Consider the following 19,507-nt stretch of genomic DNA (forward strand, 5'->3'; position numbering starts at 1 on the left):
CTTTACGCCCAGTAATTCCGATTAACGCTCGCACCCTCCGTATTACCGCGGCTGCTGGCACGGAGTTAGCCGGTGCTTCTTCTGCAGCTAACGTCAAGCCATGCACGTATTAAGTACACCACCTTCCTCACTGCTGAAAGTGCTTTACAACCCGAAGGCCTTCTTCACACACGCGGCATGGCTGCATCAGGGTCTCCCCCATTGTGCAATATTCCCCACTGCTGCCTCCCGTAGGAGTCTGGGCCGTGTCTCAGTCCCAGTGTGGCTGATCATCCTCTCAAACCAGCTAAGGATCGTCGCCTTGGTAAGCCATTACCTTACCAACTAGCTAATCCTAACTGGGCCCATCCCAACGCGATAGCTTACATGTAGAGGCCACCTTTGGTCCGTAGACATTATGCGGTATTAGCCGTCGTTTCCAACGGTTATCCCCCTCGTCAGGGCAGGTTCCCAGCCGTTACTCACCCGTCCGCCGCTCGACGTCCAGTAAATCCACCGAAGCTTCAATACTGCCGTTTCCGCTCGACTTGCATGTGTTAGGCCTGCCGCCAGCGTTCAATCTGAGCCATGATCAAACTCTTCAATTTAAGTTTTGGTGTTCGCTTTCCCAAAGGAAAGACAAACGGCTCGATAAATACTGTTTTGTTCATCTCTTACGAGACAAACGAATTGACTGTGCCGAACAACTGTAAAAGTTGTCGTTTGGTCACTCAGTTCATCGAATAAATCTTTTTGTCTATTCTCAACGAGTGCCCACACAGATTGCATAGGTCAAATTGTTAAAGAGCGTTGACGATGCGAAGCTGCGCTTCGCTTGGTCAGGGCTGCGTATCTTACGCGCCTTGCCGTTAAAGTCAAGAAGAAATTTTATCTTTTATTCTCAACCCGCCGGGTGAAATAAAACCTCTTTTTGACTCCCCTAACGCTTGGCGTTAAGTAGGTCGGCCATCTTAATCTTTTAAAAAATCACGTCAAGCGTTTATTTTTATTTGATTTTTTTCTCGACATGCTCGCTGAACGCTTGCCCTGCGTGCCGTGTCGATGGAGGCGCATTATAGAGAAACCACTCACCTTCGCAAGACTAAAAAGCGACTTTTTTTAGAAAAAGTCGCCGTTCGGTCAAACAATCAGCGTTATGACCTAAAAGCGGGCAAATTGCTCGCTAAATTCCGCCACTTTTCGCCAATCCGTGTATTCAACCTCTTTGGTCGTATCCGTCTCCCCACCCGTGATATGCATGATGAAGCGAATCATCACTCGATCAAACCATTTATAACGTGGGTAGTAGAGTGCGCCGGCAAAGACACCATGCAGTTCGGGGGTCCAGGGTGACTTTTCGATAAACTTACGGCTATAAGCGCTGGTTTCTGGCGTATCTTTCCCCGGTTTACGCGCGGTGAGATTGACACTAAAGAATGCTGCTTTCACGGTTTTAAGCTGATCTGCATGCGCATCAATGAATTGATATAGCTTTTTATTAAAGTGGCCATAGCGAATAGACGCACCAATCAGTATCCGATCGTATTGGCTGAGATCGATGTCTGGCCGCTGATGAATATCTTTCACCTCACACTGCGCCGAAGCCCCCAGCTGTTGCTCGATAAAATGCAGGATTTTCTTGGTCTGCCCTTCTCGGCTGGAATGTAGCAGTAAGACTTTTTGCGTTGCGTTGCTTTGCTCGCTCATGTCCTCTCCTTCCCCATACGGCTAGCTCCGCCAGAATGTGGGAGTAAATAAAACCAATAATGTGAATATTTCTAAACGACCGAATAGCATGGCAAGGATCAATACCCACTTCGCCGTGTCATTAATATCACCAAAGTGAGCAGCCACTTCGCCTAGCCCTGGGCCTAGGTTATTGAGCGTCGCTGCAACGGCTGAAAACGCCGTTAGCTCTTCAATCCCCGTCGCAATTAAGGCCAACATACAAATGACAAATACCAGCGCGTAGGCGGAGAAGAACCCCCATACGGCATCAACCACTTGCTGCCTTAGCGCCTTATTACCCACTTTGATGGTATATACCGCGCGAGGGTGCACCAAGCGTTTCAATTCTCGCGTTCCTTGGAGTGACAACAGCAAGATACGAATGACCTTCATCCCGCCACCGGTCGAGCCTGCACACCCACCAATAAATGACGAGAACAAGAGTAAAACGGGGAGGAACAACGGCCAATGGGCAAAGGTTGTGGTGGTATACCCCGCGGTGGTTGATATTGATACCGACTGAAATAGCGCCTGGGTGAAGGTTTCCGTGGCGCTCTCATAAACCTGATGCCCGCTCAGCATGGTAAACACCACCAGCCATAGTAGGAACTGAATCACCAAAAACGCGCGAAATTCTGGATCACGCAAGTAAAACTTTAGATTGAGCCCATTATTGGCAAAGGCGGCGAAATGGAGAGAAAAGTTACACGCAGAAATCAGCAGAAACACCACAGTGATGAGATTAACCGCAGTGCTATCAAAGTGACCAATGCTGGCATCGTGGGTTGAGAACCCGCCGATGGCAACGGTCGAAAAGCTGTGCCCAATGGCATCAAAGGCAGACATGCCCGCCAGCCAGTAGGCCAAGGCACAACTTACGGTTAAAGTCAGATAAATGTACCAGAGCACCTTGGCAGTCTCAGCGATCCGAGGTGTCATTTTGGTGTCTTTCACGGGGCCAGGGATCTCGGCGCGATAAAGCTGCATCCCCCCGATGCCGAGTACTGGTAGGATGGCCACCGCCAGCACAATGATCCCCATACCACCAAACCACTGTAGCAACTGACGATAGAACAAAATCGCTTTAGGTAACTCATCTAGCCCCACAATGACGGTTGCGCCCGTCGTGGTTAAACCAGAAAAGGACTCAAAAAACGCCTCGCTCACGGAAAGATCGGGCTGTTCAGACAGCATCAACGGAACTGCCCCTGCACTGCCGATCACCGTCCAGAATAATACAACAATCAAAAAGCCATCACGTGCTTTGAGTTCATGCCGATAATTTCGATTGGGGAACCAAAGTAACCCGCCACCTGCGAGTAGCAGAAAAAACGTCAAAACAAAAGGATAGCCCGCGCCATCACGATAGATAAACGCAACCAATGCAGGCGCTAACATGGTGATGCTGAACAGGGCCAGCAGGAGTCCGACAATGCGGGTAATGGAACGAAATTGCATAGCCTGACGTGGCCCTCTTATCGGCGGTAGCGACTTTCTACCGTCTCGTCGTTACACGTAAAGCAGGCTAAGTGCCTGACGTTGTCTTATGTTCTAACGGGTGCGCGCTTGCTTGTCCGCGGGTTTGATTTTTAAGTGCTTCAAGAAACACATCGATATAGCGCGCATCGATACGCACACTCAATCGCACATTATGGCTGAATTCTGCATCGAGCTGAACGCCATCGTACTGCTTGAGCAGCGATTCTATCGTATCAATGTGAGCATATTCACAGCTTATCGTGTAAGGGACTGTCACTGCCACTTCTCGCGTGGTCAAAAGGCCCAGGGCTTGCTGCACACTACTGCCATACGCTTTGACCAAGCCCCCAGTACCCAGTTTAATCCCGCCAAAATAGCGTACTACCACGGCACAAATCTCACCGACGTTCGCACCTGATAACTGCGCAAGCATCGGCTTGCCTGCCGTTCCCGCTGGCTCACCATCATCGCCACACCCCCATTGCACGGAAGATTCAGGCCGGCCTGCGACAAATGCCCAGCAGTGATGGCGTGCATCAGGATACGCTTCTCGCAACGATTGAATAAATTGCTTTGCCTCTTGTTCTCCGGGCGTATGAGCAAGATACGTAATAAACCGGCTTTTTTTGATTTCAAGCTCGTGCCTCACGGTGTCAGCAGGCACTGCGTATGGGGTGATAGGCATCATGGTACAACCTTTGTTTCTCAGCGATGCACTGTATCATATTCCCTCAAGCACGACAGGGACTCGACCACAGTAAAAACAACCCACACCACATATTTTAAACATTCGTTTAACTTTTGGTTGTCATTTCTTATAACAATGATCCACACTAGGTCGCATCTGGTCTAACCAGAACACTATTCAACCAGGATGGTACTGCCAACGTGGAGAACAACCATGATCTACCAAGGAGATAACCTATCAGTTCGTGCTTTGGATAACGGCATTGCAGAACTGACCCTAGACAGCCAAGGTTCTGTCAACAAATTGGATCTGGCAACGCTAGAAAGCTTAGACCAAGCCCTCGATGCCTTGTCGGGTCGCGATGATATTAAAGGACTGCTGCTGACCTCTGCTAAATCAGCCTTTATTGTCGGCGCAGACATTACCGAATTTCTCGGATTGTTTGCCAAACCCGACCAAGAGCTCTCTGATTGGGTATCTCGCGCCAATGCCATTTTCAATCGTTTAGAAGATTTACCCTATCCCACCCTTAGTGCCGTCAATGGCCATGCACTCGGCGGTGGCTGTGAGTGCATACTCGCGACCGATTTACGTGTAGCAGGTCAGGACGCGCGTATCGGTCTTCCTGAAACCAAGCTCGGTATTATGCCCGGCTTCGGTGGTACGGTGCGCTTGCCTCGACTTATCGGCGCCGATACCGCGATGGAAATCATCACTGCTGGGAAAGAAAAACGCGCGTCCGCGGCATTAAAAGAAGGCGTAGTGGATGCCGTTGTCGATAACGCGCACCTGCGTGACGCGGCGATTCGAATGCTAGGCCAAGCGATCGACGAAAAAATTGACTGGCAAAGCCGTCGCCAACAGAAAAAACAACCACTGAAGCTTAACCGCACCGAGGCAGCGATGAGCTTTACCATGGCCAAAGGCATGGTGGCACAAGTTGCAGGGAAACATTATCCGGCTCCAATGACGGCAGTGACGGCCATTGAAGAAGCCGCAGGGATGACACGCGATGAGGCACTTGAGGTCGAAAACCGCTATTTCGTCAAGCTAGCCAAAACCGATGTCGCACAAGCCTTGGTGGGCATTTTCCTCAATGACCAGGTCATCAAAGGCAACGCGAAAAAAGCAGCCAAACAAGGTAAAGACACACAACGTGGTGCGGTATTAGGCGCAGGCATCATGGGCGGCGGCATTGCCTATCAATCGGCACTGAAAGGCGTGCCGGTGATGATGAAAGACATCGCCCAAGCCTCACTCGACCTCGGTATGAAAGAAGCAACCAAGCTGCTGAATAAGCAGCTAGAGCGTGGTCGTGTCGATGGTTTTAAAATGGGCCAAGTATTGTCGTCAATCACCCCAAGTCTTCACTATGCGGGCATTGAGCAAAGTGACGTGATCGTCGAGGCCGTGGTCGAGAACCCGAAAGTGAAAACCAGCGTCCTCAAAGAAGTCGAAGCGCTAGTCAGTGACGACACGGTCATTGCGTCCAACACCTCTACCATTCCTATCAATACACTGGCGAAGTCATTGGCCCGTCCAGAAAACTTCTGTGGCATGCACTTCTTTAACCCGGTTCATCGCATGCCATTAGTGGAAGTGATTCGTGGCGAGAAAACCTCTGATGAAACCATCGCACGCGTGGTGGCTTACGCCGCCAAGATGGGTAAGTCGCCCGTGGTCGTCAACGACTGCCCCGGCTTTTTCGTCAACCGTGTATTGTTCCCCTACTTCCATGCCTTTAGCTTGCTACTGCGTGACGGGGTGGACTTCCAGCGCATTGATAAAATCATGGAAAAACAATTTGGCTGGCCGATGGGTCCGGCGTATCTGCTTGACGTGGTCGGTATTGATACCGCACATCATGCGCAGGCAGTGATGGCAGAAGGCTTCCCAGACCGCATGAGTAAGTCTGGCCGCGATGCCATTGATGTGATGTTTGAGGCCGAGCGCTTTGGTCAGAAGAATGGCAAAGGCTTCTACCGCTACACCACAGACAAAAAAGGCAAGCCGAAAAAAGAAGCCGATGAAGCCGTCCCTGCTTTGCTCGCACCCGTAATTGAAGGGGGTCAAGCAGAGATCAGTGACGAGGATATTATCGCTCGCATGATGGTGCCGATGATCAACGAAGTCGCCCGCTGTTTGGAAGAAAACATCATTGCCTCTCCGGCAGAAGCAGACATTGCTTTGGTTTACGGTATCGGCTTCCCGCCATTCCGAGGCGGTGCCTTCCGTTATGTCGATACTTTGGGTGTTGATAACTACGTCGCCATGGCTGACAAATTCTCTGAGCTCGGCGCTTTGTATCATGTTCCTACGGATATGAAACGTCGTGCCAGCGATAAACAGGCTTACTTTGATGTCACACCGGTCAACGCACCGCAATCAGCCTAAGTTTAAGGAGAGAACAATGAACAATGTAGTGATCGTTGACTGTATCCGTACCCCCATGGGCCGTTCGAAAGGCGGTGTGTTTCGCCACGTTCGTGCTGAAGATCTATCCGCGCACCTGATGAAGTCTCTATTGGTACGTAACCCTGGGGTAGACAGCACCAGTATTGAAGACATCTACTGGGGCTGTGTACAACAAACGCTCGAGCAAGGTTTCAACATTGCCCGTAATGCGGCGCTCCTTGCTGGCATTCCACATAGCGTGGGTGCCACCACGGTCAACCGCCTGTGTGGCTCGTCGATGCAGGCACTGCACGATGCGGCTCGCGCAATCATGGTCGGTGATGGCGACACCTTCTTGATTGGTGGTGTCGAACACATGGGCCACGTGCCGATGAACCATGGTGTCGACTTCCACCCTGGCTTATCTAAGTCAGTCGCTAAAGCCGCTGGCATGATGGGACTGACCGCAGAAATGCTCGGTCGCATGCATGGCATCAGTCGTGAAATGCAAGACCAGTTTGCCGCTCGTTCTCATGCCCGTGCGCATGCCGCCACCGTGGAAGGCCGTTTTAGAGATGAGATTGCGCCTATTGAAGGCCATGATGCCGATGGCTTACTCACCTTGGTGGAAGACGATGAAGTGATTCGTCCAGAAACCACTGTAGAGAGCCTCGCTGGTTTACGCCCCGCCTTTGACCCTGCCAATGGCACAGTAACCGCTGGCTCGTCGTCGGCACTATCGGATGGTGCCTCTGCAATGTTGGTGATGAGTGAAGAAAAGGCCAAAGCCTTGGGGCTGCCTATCCGTGCACGTATCCGTGCCATGGGCGTCGCCGGCTGTGACCCATCCATTATGGGATATGGTCCGGTCCCAGCGACCAAAAAAGCGCTCAAACGTGCGGGCCTAAGCATCGATGACATTGACTTGGTCGAACTGAATGAGGCATTTGCCGCCCAGTCTCTGCCTTGTGTCAAAGATCTTGGCCTGATGGATAAAGTGGATGACAAAGTTAACCTCAACGGTGGTGCAATTGCACTGGGTCACCCGCTAGGCTGTTCCGGCGCACGCATCTCGACCACCTTGCTACATCAAATGGAACGCCAAGATGCTACCTTAGGCTTAGCGACCATGTGCATTGGTCTCGGTCAGGGGATTGCGACAGTGTTCGAACGCGTCTAACCACAATGCGCACTTTCATCAATAAAGAGCGGCTACGTCCGCTCTTTTTTTGGCTTGCGTCATCCCGCACGCAATCGCATAGTGATTGATGTAACGCATGTGGTGGTAACATCATCTGGCCTAGTATGGCCACTCACTGACTTCAACCGGGAGAATGCCATGTTTAACGCGCTTGTCCTTGAACAACACGAAAAGCAAACCCTCGCCAAAATCACCTCACTCGATGATGACCTTCTTCCAGAAGGCAATGTCACCGTCAATGTTGATTTCAGCTCCCTCAATTATAAAGACGGCTTAGCCATTACCGGCAAAGGTAAGATTGTTCGCCAATTCCCCATGGTGCCAGGGATCGACTTTGCCGGCACAGTTGCCGATAGCCAACACCCCGACTATCAACCCGGAGATAAAGTGGTGCTCACTGGTTGGGGCGTCGGTGAAGCACACTGGGGAGGCATGGCAGAGAAAGCGCGTGTTAATGGCGACTGGCTCGTTCCCCTTCCTGAGGGGCTCACTGCGCAACAAGCAATGATGGTAGGCACCGCGGGGTTTACCGCGATGTTATGTGTGCAAGCCTTAATCGATGGTGGCGTCAAACCTGAAGATGGCCCTGTGGTAGTCACCGGAGCCAGTGGCGGCGTTGGCTCTGTCGCGGTCACCTTATTGCATGCGTTGGGCTATCGCGTCAGTGCCGTCACAGGCCGACTTGAAGCCAACCAAGCGTGGCTTAAGCAACTAGGCGCTGACGAAGTGCTACCGCGCGAGTCCTTTAGCGCACCAGGTCGCCCGCTGGACAAGCAACAGTGGGCAGGCGCAATTGATACCGTGGGCAGTCAAATGCTCGCCAATGTCCTTTCACAAATCCAGTACGGTGGCACAGTTGCCGCATGCGGCCTTGCCGGCGGTTTCGATTTACCCGCCACTGTGATGCCGTTTATTTTGCGCAATGTGCGATTGCAAGGTGTCGATTCAGTCTCTTGCCCGAAAGCGCAACGTCAAGCTGCGTGGCAGTCACTGACCAAGCTATTGCCCGCCAGTTACTTTGAACAGGCGTGCCACACCATCGCACTGGCGCAAACCCCAGAGTATGCGGATAAAATTATTCAGGGCGAGGTGAAAGGCCGCGTCGTTATCGAGATCGCTCACCAAGACTAATCCGCGCAAAAAGGCCAATCTTTATTACGGGTTGGCCTTTATTGGCGACGTGCAGACAAAAAAAATCCCGCTCGAAGAGCGGGGAAGCCCAAGAAAACTGGGAGTGAGTGTAGCTGTTGAGTGAGTTAGCCTAGTCAGGCTGCGAGCGTGGCGTTGAGGTCGATAAGGCTTCTACCAATAACCCCAAGGCTGCGGCGCAGATTGCTAGTGTTGCCAAGAGAGTGTGCTCATGACTGTGCGTTAATCCCCAAAAAGCGAGTCCGCTAAGCCCTGTGTAAGCAGCGATACGGTGTCCATAAGCCAAGCTCAATGTGCTCGTTTGTGCTTTTTTCATGATTCCGCCTTTCGTTAACGACTTGTTAAATAATTTACACAACTCATTTACAAGCGCAACCCTGTTTGAATAATTTGTCGCCATAAGTATGATCAGGTCGACACTTTTTGAGGTAAAAACAATGACACTCGCTTTTGACCACGCCGATCTTCAACTTGATGCCTTAGGCCTGCGCTGCCCGGAGCCTGTAATGATGGTACGTAAACGTATCCGTCATATGGACGAGGGACAAACCTTGCTGATTACCGCCGATGATCCCTCAACCACGCGTGATATTCCCAGCTTTTGTCGTTTTATGGATCACACCCTTATCGCAGCCCAAACAGAGAGCGTGCCGTTTCAGTTTTTGATCAAAAAAGGGCTGGCATAACGCCAACCCTTACTCATTCATCATTGTCCTGCGTTAGCTCAGTAGATACCAAGTATCGAGCACAGCCAATGCGGCAAACATCGCCGCCGCGAGCACCCGCACGACAGCAAGCGGGACATGGCGCTGAATTTTATCACCCGCCAGCACCACAGGGACATTGGCTAGCAACATACCAATGGTTGATCCAATCACTACCACCCACAACGCTTCATTAAACTGTGCGCCCAATGCGGTCGTGGCGAGCTGGGTTTTATCGCCAATTTCTGCGACAAAGAACGCACTGAAGCTCGCCCAAAACGCGCTTTTGCCCTGAATACCTTCATCCTCAAGCTTATCCGGGATCAGCATCCATACCGCCATCACGCCAAAACTGATGATCAAAATAATATGCAATACGGTATCGGTCAGAATATCGGCCGCAACCACGCCGAGCCAAGCAGCAATGGCGTGATTGACTAACGTCGCCAATAAAATGGCACTGATAATCACCGCAGGTTTACGAAAACGTGTCGCTAACGCCAGCGATAATAATTGGGTTTTATCCCCGATTTCCGCCAAGGTGACGGTAGAGATAGAAATGGCAAGAACGCTCATGACATTGCTCATCTGGGGCAGGGCTTATTATGATTCAACCACGACAACACACACGCCCCACCCCGGTTCGTGCGATTGTCGTTGGTCTCGTCAAGCCCAGAGCACCTAATGGCAGGCTTGCAATCACCATGAAGATTTTGCTTCAACTATGTTGATGATTGCCCCACTGACTGTGCAGTGGTCGACTACTCCCCAAGACGGCGCTAGTGTACGATTTGAACAATCGCTTGGCAACTTCTATTCCTCTTGCCCCTGCACGGAGAAAATAAGCGCCTCAAAGGCGCACAAAAATCCGCCAGCCCCCTACTGCTTGAGCGCGCTGCGAGTTATAATTGCCAGCTATTTTCTCCATTCATCAACTCGCGCGAACCTGACAATGCATAAATTCGATATCAAAACCTTTCAGGGTATGATCCTCGCGCTGCAGGATTATTGGGCCCAGCAAGGCTGTACCATTGTTCAGCCGCTAGACATGGAAGTGGGTGCAGGTACCTCCCACCCAATGACATGCTTGCGTGCACTTGGTCCAGAGCCCATTGCAGCGGCTTACGTTCAACCTTCTCGTCGTCCTACCGATGGGCGTTATGGCGAGAACCCGAACCGTCTGCAGCACTACTACCAGTTTCAAACCATCCTGAAGCCGTCACCCGATAACATTCAAGAGCTGTATTTAGGCTCGCTGCGAGTGCTGGGAATTGACCCAGAAGTCCACGACATTCGCTTTGTGGAAGATAACTGGGAAAACCCAACGCTTGGCGCTTGGGGCCTCGGCTGGGAAGTCTGGCTGAACGGGATGGAGATCACCCAGTTTACCTACTTCCAGCAAGTCGGCGGATTGGAATGTAAACCGGTCACCGGTGAGATTACCTACGGTATCGAACGTCTAGCGATGTACATTCAAGAAGTCGATTCTGTGTATGATCTGGTTTGGACCGATGGCCCATTTGGCAAAGTCACCTACGGCGATATTTTCCACCAAAACGAAGTGGAGCAATCGACCTACAACTTTGAACACGCTGATGTTGATTTTCTGTTCCGCTACTTTGATCAGTGCGAAGCCGAAAGTACCAAGCTTCTGGATCTCGAGCAGCCGCTCCCGTTGCCTGCTTACGAACAGATCCTAAAAGCCGGTCATGCGTTCAACCTGCTGGATGCGCGTAAAGCCATCTCAGTGACTGAACGTCAACGCTATATTCTGCGCATTCGCACACTGACTAAACGTGTCGCCGAAGCCTACTACGCATCTCGCGAAGCGCTGGGCTTCCCGATGTGCCGACACACCAAATAAGGGAGCATCATGGCAACGCAAAATTTCCTGATTGAGCTCGGCACTGAAGAGCTACCACCCACAGCCTTGCGCACCTTGGCTGAAGCTTTTGCCAGCCAATTCGACGCACAATTGAAAGACGCTGATCTGAGCCACCAAGGCATTACTTGGTACGCCTCCCCACGTCGCTTAGCACTTAAAGTGGCGGCGTTGAGCGATCGCCAGCCAGATAAAGTGGTTGAGAAGCGCGGTCCTGCGGTTAGTGCCGCCTTTGACGCAGATGGCAACCCCACCAAAGCGGCCATGGGTTGGGCGCGCGGTAACGGGATTGACGTGAGCGAGGCCGAGCGCCTAAAAACCGATAAAGGTGAATGGTTGCTGTATCGTCAACACGTACCCGGTCAAGCCATTGACGCCTTACTGCCGGTACTGGCCGATAACGCTCTGAGCAAGCTGCCTATTCCTAAACCCATGCGCTGGGGTGACAAAGACACCCAGTTTATCCGCCCAGTGAAAACCTTGGTGATGCTGTATGGGGACACCTTGATTGAAGGCACCATCCTAGGCGTGGCGTCTGATCGCGTGATTCGAGGTCACCGCTTTATGGGTGAATCTAGCTTAACGCTGGATCATGCTGACCAATACCCAGAGCGCCTTGAGCGTGAAGGTAAAGTCATGGCCGATTATGAAAAGCGTAAGGCGTTGATTATTAAAGATGCCAAAGCAGCGGCTGACGCGGTTGGCGGGATTGCTGAGCTTGATGAAGACTTGGTTGAAGAAGTCACCTCACTGGTGGAATGGCCAGTGGTACTGACGGCCTCTTTCGAAGACAAGTTCCTTAAGGTGCCATCAGAAGCGCTGGTGTACACCATGAAAGGCGACCAAAAGTACTTCCCGGTTTATGACGCTAACGGCGAGCTACTGCCCAAGTTCATCTTCGTGTCGAACATTGAATCGAAAGATCCGGCGCAGGTTATCTCAGGGAATGAAAAAGTCGTGCGTCCTCGCCTCGCGGATGCGGAGTTCTTCTTTGATACTGACCGCAAGCGCCCATTGATTGATCGCCTGCCAGAGCTTGATAGCGCGGTATTCCAAAAGCAATTAGGTACCATCAAAGATAAAACCGATCGCATTACTGCACTCGCAGGACAGATTGCAGAGCGTATCGGCGCCGACAAGTCACACACTGAGCGCGCGGGCCAACTGGCTAAGTGCGATCTCATGACCTCGATGGTGTTTGAGTTCACCGAAACCCAAGGCGTGATGGGCATGCACTATGCGCGTCATGATGGCGAGCCTGAAGCCGTAGCGCTGGCACTGAATGAGCAATACTGGCCGCGCTTCGCCGGTGATAAGCTACCTACCACACCGGTCTCCTCAGCACTCGCGATGGCTGACAAAATGGATACCATCGTGGGCATCTTTGGTATTGGTCAAGCACCGAAAGGGAGCGACCCCTTCGCCCTGCGTCGGGCCGCGTTAGGCGTTCTACGTATTATCGTCGAGAACGGCGGCTATCAGCTTGATCTTGTCGACCTCATCCGTGATGCCAAAGCTCAGTACGATGACCGTCTGACTCACAAAGAGGTAGAGGCGGATGTCCTCGACTTTATGCTAGGTCGTTTCCGCGCTTGGTACCAAGATATGGGCTATAGCGTTGATATCATCCAAGCCGTGTTAGCACGTCGACCAACCAAGCCTGCTGACTTTGACAGCCGCGTGAAAGCGGTGTCGCACTTCCGCAGTCTTGAAGAAGCCGAAGCACTTGCCGCGGCCAACAAGCGTGTAGGCAATATCTTGGCCAAGTATGACGGCGAGCTCCCTAGCAGCGTCAATACTAGCTTGCTACAAGAAGACGCTGAAAAAGCATTGGCGGACGTGGTCGCAGAGAAAGTCGCTGCGGTTAAACCTTTATTTGATGACAGCGATTATCAAGGCGCTTTGACCGAGCTGGCGCAATTGCGTACACCGGTTGATACCTTCTTTGATAACGTGATGGTTATGGCAGATGATCCTGCACTGAAAGCCAACCGCTTGGCGATGCTTCACCTTATCCGTGAGCAGTTCCTCAACGTGGCAGATATTTCTGTTCTACAGAAGTAATTATCAGCAACACACGACTCAGCCCCGCTATGACGCGGGGCTTTTTTTGGGTGTTGATACGCGGACGCCCCTCTTCGCTACCAATTCTCATCTACCTTGCTATCAGCTCTCAGCCTCGTTGGCTACCCAATTTAATGACGCTAATCACCCTGTTTGTCGAGCCAAGCCGAGTTGGTTTCACGTGGAACACTTGGATTTCTACACCTCTAAGCGACTTTCGCCCTAGTGTGTACCGATAGCGTAACAACCCCGTCAACCATACCCTTTAATGACGAGACGATAACAAACTTACCATGCTTTCTTTTACACAATAGATTGTTGTATGTTGATTGCAGCTTAACCACAACATCGATACAGATATTTAAAGGTAGTAATCATGGAAGTCACTCACTTTGGAGAGAAGTTCGCAAATCACTCGGGCATCACACAGTTAATGGACGATCTTAATGACGGCTTACGTAATCCAGACGCCATTATGTTGGGGGGCGGCAACCCCGCTGCGATCCCGGAAATGCTCGACTACTTTAAGACGCTAAGCCAATCAATGCTCGACGACGGTAGTCTCGTTCACGCCATGGCAAACTACGATGGTCCACAAGGAAAATCGGCATTACTGAATGCCCTCGCCGAGCTGCTGAATAAGACTTATGGCTGGCAGCTGTCAAGCAAAAACATCATGCTGACCAATGGCAGCCAAAGTGCATTCTTTTATCTGTTTAACCTATTAGCGGGGCGCTATGCCGATGGCAGCCACAAAAAAATATTGCTACCCCTCGCCCCCGAGTATATCGGCTATGGTGACGCCGGTATCAACGACGATATCTTTGTTAGCTATCAACCTGAGATTGAATTATTGGATAACCGCCAATTTAAATACCATGTCGACTTCAGCCGCCTGAAGATTGATGGGAGCATTGGTGCCATCTGTGCCTCCCGCCCGACTAACCCAACCGGGAATGTGCTAACCGATAACGAAATCCGACAACTGGACCAACTCGCGCGCGACCACAATATTCCACTGATCATCGATAACGCTTATGGCACGCCCTTCCCGGATATTATTTTTGAAGACGTTGCACCGTTCTGGAATGACAACACCATACTCTGCTCGAGCCTCAGTAAGCTAGGTTTGCCTGGTGTGCGTTGCGGGATTGTGATTGCCAATGAAACGGTGATCAATGCGATGTCCAACATCAATGGTATCGTCAGCCTGTCGCCAAACAGTATGGGGCCAGCAATGGCACTAGCAATGATAGAACGCGGTGATCTATTACGCTTAAGCAAAGACGTCGTTCGTCCTTTCTACCAGCAAAAGTCACAGCGCACATTAAAGATGGTGCTTGAGACCATTAATGATGAGCGAGTTCGTGTTCATAAGCCAGAAGGAGCTATCTTCCTGTGGCTCTGGTTTAACGAGCTCCCAATCTCTACCCAAGAGTTATATAAACGCTTAAAAGCTCGCGGTGTACTGGTTGTCCCCGGAGAATATTTCTTTATTGGTGTCGATCACGAAGGCTGGGATCATGCTAAGCAATGCATACGCATGAACTATGTCCAAGAGGATGATGCTATGCAACAAGGTATAAAAGTGATTGCTGAAGAAGTCGCGCGCGCCTACGACGAAGGATAAGTTTTGGTTTCACGTGGAACACAAGTACATACATGTTCCACGTGAAACCTGTCATTAAACCTCTGGCAACGAGAAAATGCGCCATAACATTTTCCTTCTCGCTTCTATCTAACCAGACCTTCTTCTGCTGACCGACTACTTTCTCCTTTCATCAGCTTAAGCCTTAATCATCGGTCGCTTGATCTAACTATCGAACCATTCTGCACCCCATATTTCTAAACGGGGTAATACGGCGCAGTGCGAACAATCATGTGGTTTGGTTCGGCTTGGCTTGGATCGTTCTATTAAGACAATCCAAATGTTCCACGTGAAACCTATCGGCTCCAATCTGTGCGAATCTTATTCAAGTCCACGAGCCTACGGAGATTCTTTTCGGCCAGGCTACAATCGTGGGTTCAACCTTCACCTTCATTCGCTAGGGCTATTCACCAACAGCGGCGAGTGAAAAGAACGTGTCTATAATGAGAAGGATTGAAGCCGGCTAGTGAATCTGAACATCACGATTTGCTATCCACAAAAAAGGGCAGCGGTGCTGCCCTCTCCTTTTTCGTATCGTTATGGCCGACACTTACTCAACGTTTTCGAGTAAACGGCTACCGATTTCGATACGACGAGGTTTCTCCTCTTCAGGCACCTCACGCACCAAATCAATATGAAGCATACCGTTTTCCATTTCCGCCCCCGTCACTTTAATATGATCGTCGAGGTGGAACTTGCGTTCGAAGTCACGCTCAGCAATGCCCTGATACAAGAACTTCGTATCTTGATTACGGCTGGCTTTTTTACCCGCAACCGTTAGGCTGTTCTTTTGTTGGGTAATGTCTACTTCGTCTTGGCTAAAGCCTGCTACCGCCATTGTGATTCGGTATTGGTTCTCTTTGCCTTGCTCAATATTGTAAGGAGGAAAACCACCTGCATTTGACGCATTCGTGTTTTCAACCAAATCAAACAAACGGTCAAAGCCAATCGCGGTACGATAGAGTGGAGAGAAATCAAAGTTACGCATAATCTTATCCTTCCTATGAAGCAATAAAATGTTATCTACGGCTTTCCAACCTGGACAAGCCCCCGGCGACCCAATGGCATCGCCTCATTACTGTATATAGGGTTGGGTAATTTGATTTCAAGCCTCATCGAACGATTTTTATCATCGCCAGACGTGTTACCGTTTTATCTACCCATACGGGTACGTTCAAATACCTCTGACCGCTTTAATAAACTACGGCTCTGGATGATGACATACCGCTTCAATGTTATTGCCGTCTGGGTCAATAAGAAATGCCCCAAAGTAATGGTTGTGATACATAGGCCTCAGACCTGGCTTACCATTATCGATTCCCCCAGCCTCCATTCCAGCATCGTAAAACGCCTCCACTGTCGCTCTTGTTGGTGATGAAAATGCTATATGACGAGGGGTATAGGGAGTCTGGGTTTCTATCACCCAAAAGATGGGCCGATCGCTTGGTCCAAAAGCACACATTCGCTGGGTCGGAAAATCAGTATTCCATTCTGCAACAAACTCCATTTGGATCGCATAGCCGAGCGGTTCAAACACCGAACGATAGAACTCTTTAGTTGCCGAGAAGTTCGTTGCGTAGGTACTTAGATGGTCAATCATAATTGCTCCTTATTGGAATAGCGATATGCTTAATCAAGCGGCGCAACGCGCACGAGATGCCCATCAGGGTCTTGAATCACGAATGTTCGACCAAACACATCATCGTAAGGAGCTTGCACAACATTGATGGTTAGGTTGTTCGACCATTGGTCAAAAACGGCATCAACGTCATCATTGGTAGGCACCATAATGCCAATTTCACTCAGTCGTGTCATCGAGGGTGAGGGCTGCTCGCCGCCTGTCCACAACGCGAATAAGGCATCTCCCTGCTCAGAGGCAGAAAACGCCACATACCTGGGACTGGTAAAGACAGGATCACATTGAAACAGTTGCTGATAGAAACCCACAGAACGGTCAATATCAGAAACATAAACCAATTGCAGATTAGCACGCGTTTTTATAGACATCAGGCTTCCTATCACTTTGTCGTTAAGGGAATGATAAGTGTACTCGCGCTAGATGTACTGTATATAAAAACAGTTATGCATTGCGATTTGTCTCGCAAAGAGATATGAAAAAGGCCAGCAATGCTGGCCTTAACTGTTGATAAATAGTTGATTTATCAGTTATACATCGAGGTTTTCTACTTTGAGCGCATTATTTTCGATAAACGCACGACGTGGCTCAACTTGATCACCCATCAAGGTGGTAAACAACTCATCCGCGGCAACCGCATCCTGAATCGTCACCTGCATCATGCGGCGACCTTCAGGATCCATAGTGGTTTCCCAAAGCTGCTCTGGGTTCATCTCTCCCAAACCTTTATAGCGCTGACGAGACACACCACGGGTTGACTCTTTGATTAACCAGTTGAGTGTTTGCTCAAAGCTCTCTACCGATTGCGTACGTTCACCGCGCTTAACATACGCCCCTTCATCCAAGAGATCATTCAAGGTTTCTGACAAGCTAGCGATTCGGCCGTACTCTTTCGAGTTCAGGAAGTCATAACTCACCAAGTACTTGTAATCAACACCGTGCGTCCGCACCACCAGCTCAGGCACCCATACTTGATGCTCTTCATCGAGTCGACATGATGCCTGGTACTGGCTTTCACCCGTTGATTTGCGATTCAAGATCCCAACAATGTTCTCTACCCATTGCTTCGCCGCCCATTCGTCCCGTAGGTCGTCGACTGACAAGCGAGGTTGGTAAAGTAACTCATTAAGCAGCGCCGCGGGATAGCGACGCTTCATGCGCTGAATCAGCTTGAGCACACCGTTGTACTCTTTCACCAATTTCTCGAGTGATTCGCCGTGCATCGCTGGCGCATCTGGGTTCACGAACAATGACGCGTTCTCCAATGCCAATGCCACCTGATACTGCTCCATCGCCTCATCATCTTTGATGTATTGCTCTTGCTTGCCCTTTTTCACTTTATAAAGTGGCGGTTGAGCAATATAGATGTAGCCCCGTTCAATCAACTCTGGCATTTGGCGATAGAAGAAGGTCAATAGCAAGGTACGAATGTGTGAACCGTCGACGTCCGCATCGGTCATGATAATGATGCTGTGATAACGCAGCTTATCCGGATCGTACTCTTCTCGGCCAATGCCGCATCCCATCGCCGTGATCAACGTTGCCACCTCTTGTGACGATAGCATTTTATCGAAGCGGGCTTTTTCTACGTTGAGGATCTTACCTTTCAAAGGCAAGATGGCCTGGTTCTTACGATTACGCCCTTGCTTGGCTGACCCACCTGCCGAGTCACCCTCCACAATGTAGAGCTCAGAAAGCGCTGGATCTTTTTCCTGGCAATCAGCAAGCTTGCCGGGAAGACCAGCTAAATCCAACGCGCCTTTACGGCGAGTCATTTCACGTGCTTTACGTGCCGCATCACGCGCACGGGCAGCGTCAATGATCTTGGTACACACTACTTTCGCATCGGCAGGGTGCTCAATAAGAAAGTCTGATAAGTGGCTGCTCATGGCGGACTCAACCGCCGATTTCACTTCCGATGACACCAGCTTGTCTTTGGTCTGGCTTGAGAACTTAGGATCGGGTACTTTCACTGAAACCACTGCGGTCAAGCCTTCTCGGGCATCATCGCCAGATGTCGCCGCTTTGGCTTTTTTGGAGTAGCCTTCTTTGTCCATAAAGCTGTTGAGCGTACGTGTCAATGCCGCGCGGAAACCCGCAAGGTGAGTACCACCATCGCGCTGGGGAATATTGTTGGTAAAGCAATAGATATTTTCTTGATAGCCATCGTTCCACTGCATCGCCACTTCAACGCTCACTCCGTCTTCACGGGTATGTTCAAAGTGGAAGACTGATGGGTGGATGGAGGTTTTCTTATTGTTGAGGTGTTCAACAAACGCGCGGATACCGCCTTCGTATTTAAAGTGATCCGCTTTGTCTTCTTCGCGCTCGTCAATCAGCTTGATGGAGACACCCGAATTAAGAAAAGACAACTCACGCAAGCGCTTGGCAAGCACGTCATAATTAAAGTTGATATCAGAGAACGTCTCTTCGCTTGGCCAAAAACGAATACGGGTACCCGTTTGGTCGGTCTCACCCATTTCAGCCAGCGGCCCTAGAGGCTCGCCGTGGGCAAAGTTAAGCTGGTGAACATGACCATTACGCCAAATGGTCAGTTCCAATTTCTCTGACAAGGCGTTAACCACAGAGACCCCAACACCGTGGAGACCACCGGAGACTTTATAGGAGTTATCATCAAATTTACCGCCGGCGTGGAGGACGGTCATGATAACTTGCGCGGCTGAGACGCCTTCTTCTTCATGAATATCTACAGGGATGCCACGGCCATCATCACGCACTGATACCGAGCCATCTTCGTGGATTGTCGCCACGATATCATTACAATGTCCGGCCAGTGCTTCATCGATCGAGTTATCGACCACCTCAAACACCATGTGGTGTAGGCCGGTACCGTCGTCGGTATCGCCGATATACATTCCCGGACGCTTACGCACGGCATCCAAGCCCTTCAGTACCTTGATACTCGATGAATCGTATTCGTTGGACATTGAGTTA

The 19,507-nt window shown here is 50.5% G+C and carries 16 protein-coding genes, 1 rRNA gene and 1 riboswitch; of the genes, 7 read left to right on the forward strand and 10 right to left on the reverse strand.

Translation table 11 applies throughout. The features are described from left to right. The 4 genes from WN56_RS09780 to WN56_RS09795 form a co-directional block, all read right to left on the reverse strand. Positions 1-587, reverse strand: a 16S ribosomal RNA gene (locus WN56_RS09780); the annotation flags it as partial. A gap of 553 nt (positions 588-1,140) precedes the next feature. Further along, entirely contained in the window at positions 1,141-1,686 is a 546-nt protein-coding gene (gene hemG, locus WN56_RS09785) for a menaquinone-dependent protoporphyrinogen IX dehydrogenase (RefSeq protein WP_046074829.1), read from the reverse strand. Between the two features lie 21 nt (positions 1,687-1,707). Next, positions 1,708-3,165 carry a TrkH family potassium uptake protein gene (locus tag WN56_RS09790; RefSeq protein WP_046074830.1) on the reverse strand — a complete coding sequence of 486 codons (1,458 nt, stop codon included), beginning with the start codon at positions 3,163-3,165 and terminating at the stop codon, positions 1,708-1,710. A 67-nt stretch (positions 3,166-3,232) separates the two neighbouring features. Then, positions 3,233-3,871, reverse strand: coding sequence for a YigZ family protein (locus WN56_RS09795; protein ID WP_046074893.1), 639 nt, complete (start codon positions 3,869-3,871; stop codon positions 3,233-3,235). A gap of 216 nt (positions 3,872-4,087) precedes the next feature. Here WN56_RS09795 and fadB point away from each other — a divergent pair, with 216 nt between their 5' ends. The 3 genes from fadB to WN56_RS09810 all read left to right on the forward strand — a co-directional run bounded on the left by fadB (position 4,088) and on the right by WN56_RS09810 (position 8,600). Then, entirely contained in the window at positions 4,088-6,268 is a 2,181-nt protein-coding gene (fadB, locus tag WN56_RS09800) for a fatty acid oxidation complex subunit alpha FadB (RefSeq protein ID WP_046074831.1), read from the forward strand. A 16-nt stretch (positions 6,269-6,284) separates the two neighbouring features. Continuing rightward, complete coding sequence (gene fadA / locus WN56_RS09805; RefSeq protein WP_046074832.1) at positions 6,285-7,448, forward strand: acetyl-CoA C-acyltransferase FadA; 1,164 nt, start codon at positions 6,285-6,287, stop codon at positions 7,446-7,448. A gap of 159 nt (positions 7,449-7,607) precedes the next feature. Then, positions 7,608-8,600 carry an MDR family oxidoreductase gene (locus WN56_RS09810; protein WP_046074833.1) on the forward strand — a complete coding sequence of 331 codons (993 nt, stop codon included), beginning with the start codon at positions 7,608-7,610 and terminating at the stop codon, positions 8,598-8,600. Positions 8,601-8,730: 130 nt separating this feature from the next. Here WN56_RS09810 and WN56_RS09815 read toward each other — a convergent pair whose 3' ends face one another. Further along, positions 8,731-8,934: a hypothetical protein gene (locus WN56_RS09815; protein ID WP_046074834.1), complete on the reverse strand. Its 204-nt coding sequence runs from the start codon at positions 8,932-8,934 to the stop codon at positions 8,731-8,733. A 121-nt stretch (positions 8,935-9,055) separates the two neighbouring features. Between WN56_RS09815 and tusA the strand changes: the two genes are divergently transcribed. Then, positions 9,056-9,304, forward strand: coding sequence for a sulfurtransferase TusA (gene tusA, locus WN56_RS09820; RefSeq protein ID WP_046074835.1), 249 nt, complete (start codon positions 9,056-9,058; stop codon positions 9,302-9,304). 33 nt (positions 9,305-9,337) lie between these two features. Here tusA and WN56_RS09825 read toward each other — a convergent pair whose 3' ends face one another. Next, positions 9,338-9,898 carry a TMEM165/GDT1 family protein gene (locus tag WN56_RS09825; RefSeq protein ID WP_046074836.1) on the reverse strand — a complete coding sequence of 187 codons (561 nt, stop codon included), beginning with the start codon at positions 9,896-9,898 and terminating at the stop codon, positions 9,338-9,340. Between the two features lie 28 nt (positions 9,899-9,926). Further along, positions 9,927-10,099, reverse strand: a riboswitch (yybP-ykoY riboswitch). Between the two features lie 175 nt (positions 10,100-10,274). On the opposite strand from WN56_RS09825, the gene glyQ reads away from it, so the two are divergent. The 3 genes from glyQ (at position 10,275) to WN56_RS09840 (ending at position 14,898) form a co-directional block, all read left to right on the forward strand. Continuing rightward, complete coding sequence (glyQ, locus tag WN56_RS09830) at positions 10,275-11,186, forward strand: glycine--tRNA ligase subunit alpha (RefSeq protein ID WP_046074837.1); 912 nt, start codon at positions 10,275-10,277, stop codon at positions 11,184-11,186. 9 nt (positions 11,187-11,195) lie between these two features. After that, positions 11,196-13,268: a glycine--tRNA ligase subunit beta gene (glyS, locus tag WN56_RS09835; RefSeq protein ID WP_046074838.1), complete on the forward strand. Its 2,073-nt coding sequence runs from the start codon at positions 11,196-11,198 to the stop codon at positions 13,266-13,268. A gap of 376 nt (positions 13,269-13,644) precedes the next feature. Continuing rightward, entirely contained in the window at positions 13,645-14,898 is a 1,254-nt protein-coding gene (locus WN56_RS09840; protein ID WP_046074839.1) for a valine--pyruvate transaminase, read from the forward strand. A 568-nt stretch (positions 14,899-15,466) separates the two neighbouring features. Here WN56_RS09840 and WN56_RS09845 read toward each other — a convergent pair. From WN56_RS09845 to gyrB, 4 genes are all read right to left on the reverse strand, one after another. After that, positions 15,467-15,904: an Hsp20 family protein gene (locus WN56_RS09845; RefSeq protein ID WP_046074840.1), complete on the reverse strand. Its 438-nt coding sequence runs from the start codon at positions 15,902-15,904 to the stop codon at positions 15,467-15,469. Between the two features lie 213 nt (positions 15,905-16,117). After that, positions 16,118-16,516, reverse strand: coding sequence for a VOC family protein (locus WN56_RS09850; protein ID WP_046074841.1), 399 nt, complete (start codon positions 16,514-16,516; stop codon positions 16,118-16,120). A 29-nt stretch (positions 16,517-16,545) separates the two neighbouring features. Continuing rightward, positions 16,546-16,923, reverse strand: a complete 378-nt coding sequence (locus tag WN56_RS09855; RefSeq protein WP_046074842.1) for a VOC family protein — start codon at positions 16,921-16,923, stop codon at positions 16,546-16,548. A 159-nt stretch (positions 16,924-17,082) separates the two neighbouring features. Next, positions 17,083-19,500 (reverse strand): DNA topoisomerase (ATP-hydrolyzing) subunit B, encoded by a 2,418-nt coding sequence (gene gyrB, locus WN56_RS09860; protein ID WP_046074843.1) that lies wholly within the window; start codon positions 19,498-19,500, stop codon positions 17,083-17,085. Positions 19,501-19,507: the final 7 nt, after the last annotated feature.

Origin of the sequence: Salinivibrio sp. KP-1, assembly GCF_000968645.1 — a bacterium.
Taxonomy (GTDB): domain Bacteria; phylum Pseudomonadota; class Gammaproteobacteria; order Enterobacterales; family Vibrionaceae; genus Salinivibrio; species Salinivibrio siamensis.

Excerpts from the sequence above, each read along its gene's own strand:
- WN56_RS09810 (WP_046074833.1), top strand. The coding sequence starts at position 7,608 with ATGTTTAACGCGCTTGTCCTTGAACAACACGAAAAGCAAACCCTCGCC.
- hemG (WP_046074829.1), bottom strand. The coding sequence starts at position 1,686 with ATGAGCGAGCAAAGCAACGCAACGCAAAAAGTCTTACTGCTACATTCC.
- fadB (WP_046074831.1), top strand. The coding sequence starts at position 4,088 with ATGATCTACCAAGGAGATAACCTATCAGTTCGTGCTTTGGATAACGGC.
- tusA (WP_046074835.1), top strand. The coding sequence starts at position 9,056 with ATGACACTCGCTTTTGACCACGCCGATCTTCAACTTGATGCCTTAGGC.
- WN56_RS09855 (WP_046074842.1), bottom strand. The coding sequence starts at position 16,923 with ATGTCTATAAAAACGCGTGCTAATCTGCAATTGGTTTATGTTTCTGAT.
- WN56_RS09825 (WP_046074836.1), bottom strand. The coding sequence starts at position 9,898 with ATGAGCGTTCTTGCCATTTCTATCTCTACCGTCACCTTGGCGGAAATC.
- WN56_RS09840 (WP_046074839.1), top strand. The coding sequence starts at position 13,645 with ATGGAAGTCACTCACTTTGGAGAGAAGTTCGCAAATCACTCGGGCATC.
- WN56_RS09790 (WP_046074830.1), bottom strand. The coding sequence starts at position 3,165 with ATGCAATTTCGTTCCATTACCCGCATTGTCGGACTCCTGCTGGCCCTG.
- WN56_RS09845 (WP_046074840.1), bottom strand. The coding sequence starts at position 15,904 with ATGCGTAACTTTGATTTCTCTCCACTCTATCGTACCGCGATTGGCTTT.
- fadA (WP_046074832.1), top strand. The coding sequence starts at position 6,285 with ATGAACAATGTAGTGATCGTTGACTGTATCCGTACCCCCATGGGCCGT.
- WN56_RS09815 (WP_046074834.1), bottom strand. The coding sequence starts at position 8,934 with ATGAAAAAAGCACAAACGAGCACATTGAGCTTGGCTTATGGACACCGT.
- WN56_RS09850 (WP_046074841.1), bottom strand. The coding sequence starts at position 16,516 with ATGATTGACCATCTAAGTACCTACGCAACGAACTTCTCGGCAACTAAA.
- gyrB (WP_046074843.1), bottom strand. The coding sequence starts at position 19,500 with ATGTCCAACGAATACGATTCATCGAGTATCAAGGTACTGAAGGGCTTG.
- glyS (WP_046074838.1), top strand. The coding sequence starts at position 11,196 with ATGGCAACGCAAAATTTCCTGATTGAGCTCGGCACTGAAGAGCTACCA.
- glyQ (WP_046074837.1), top strand. The coding sequence starts at position 10,275 with ATGCATAAATTCGATATCAAAACCTTTCAGGGTATGATCCTCGCGCTG.
- WN56_RS09795 (WP_046074893.1), bottom strand. The coding sequence starts at position 3,871 with ATGCCTATCACCCCATACGCAGTGCCTGCTGACACCGTGAGGCACGAG.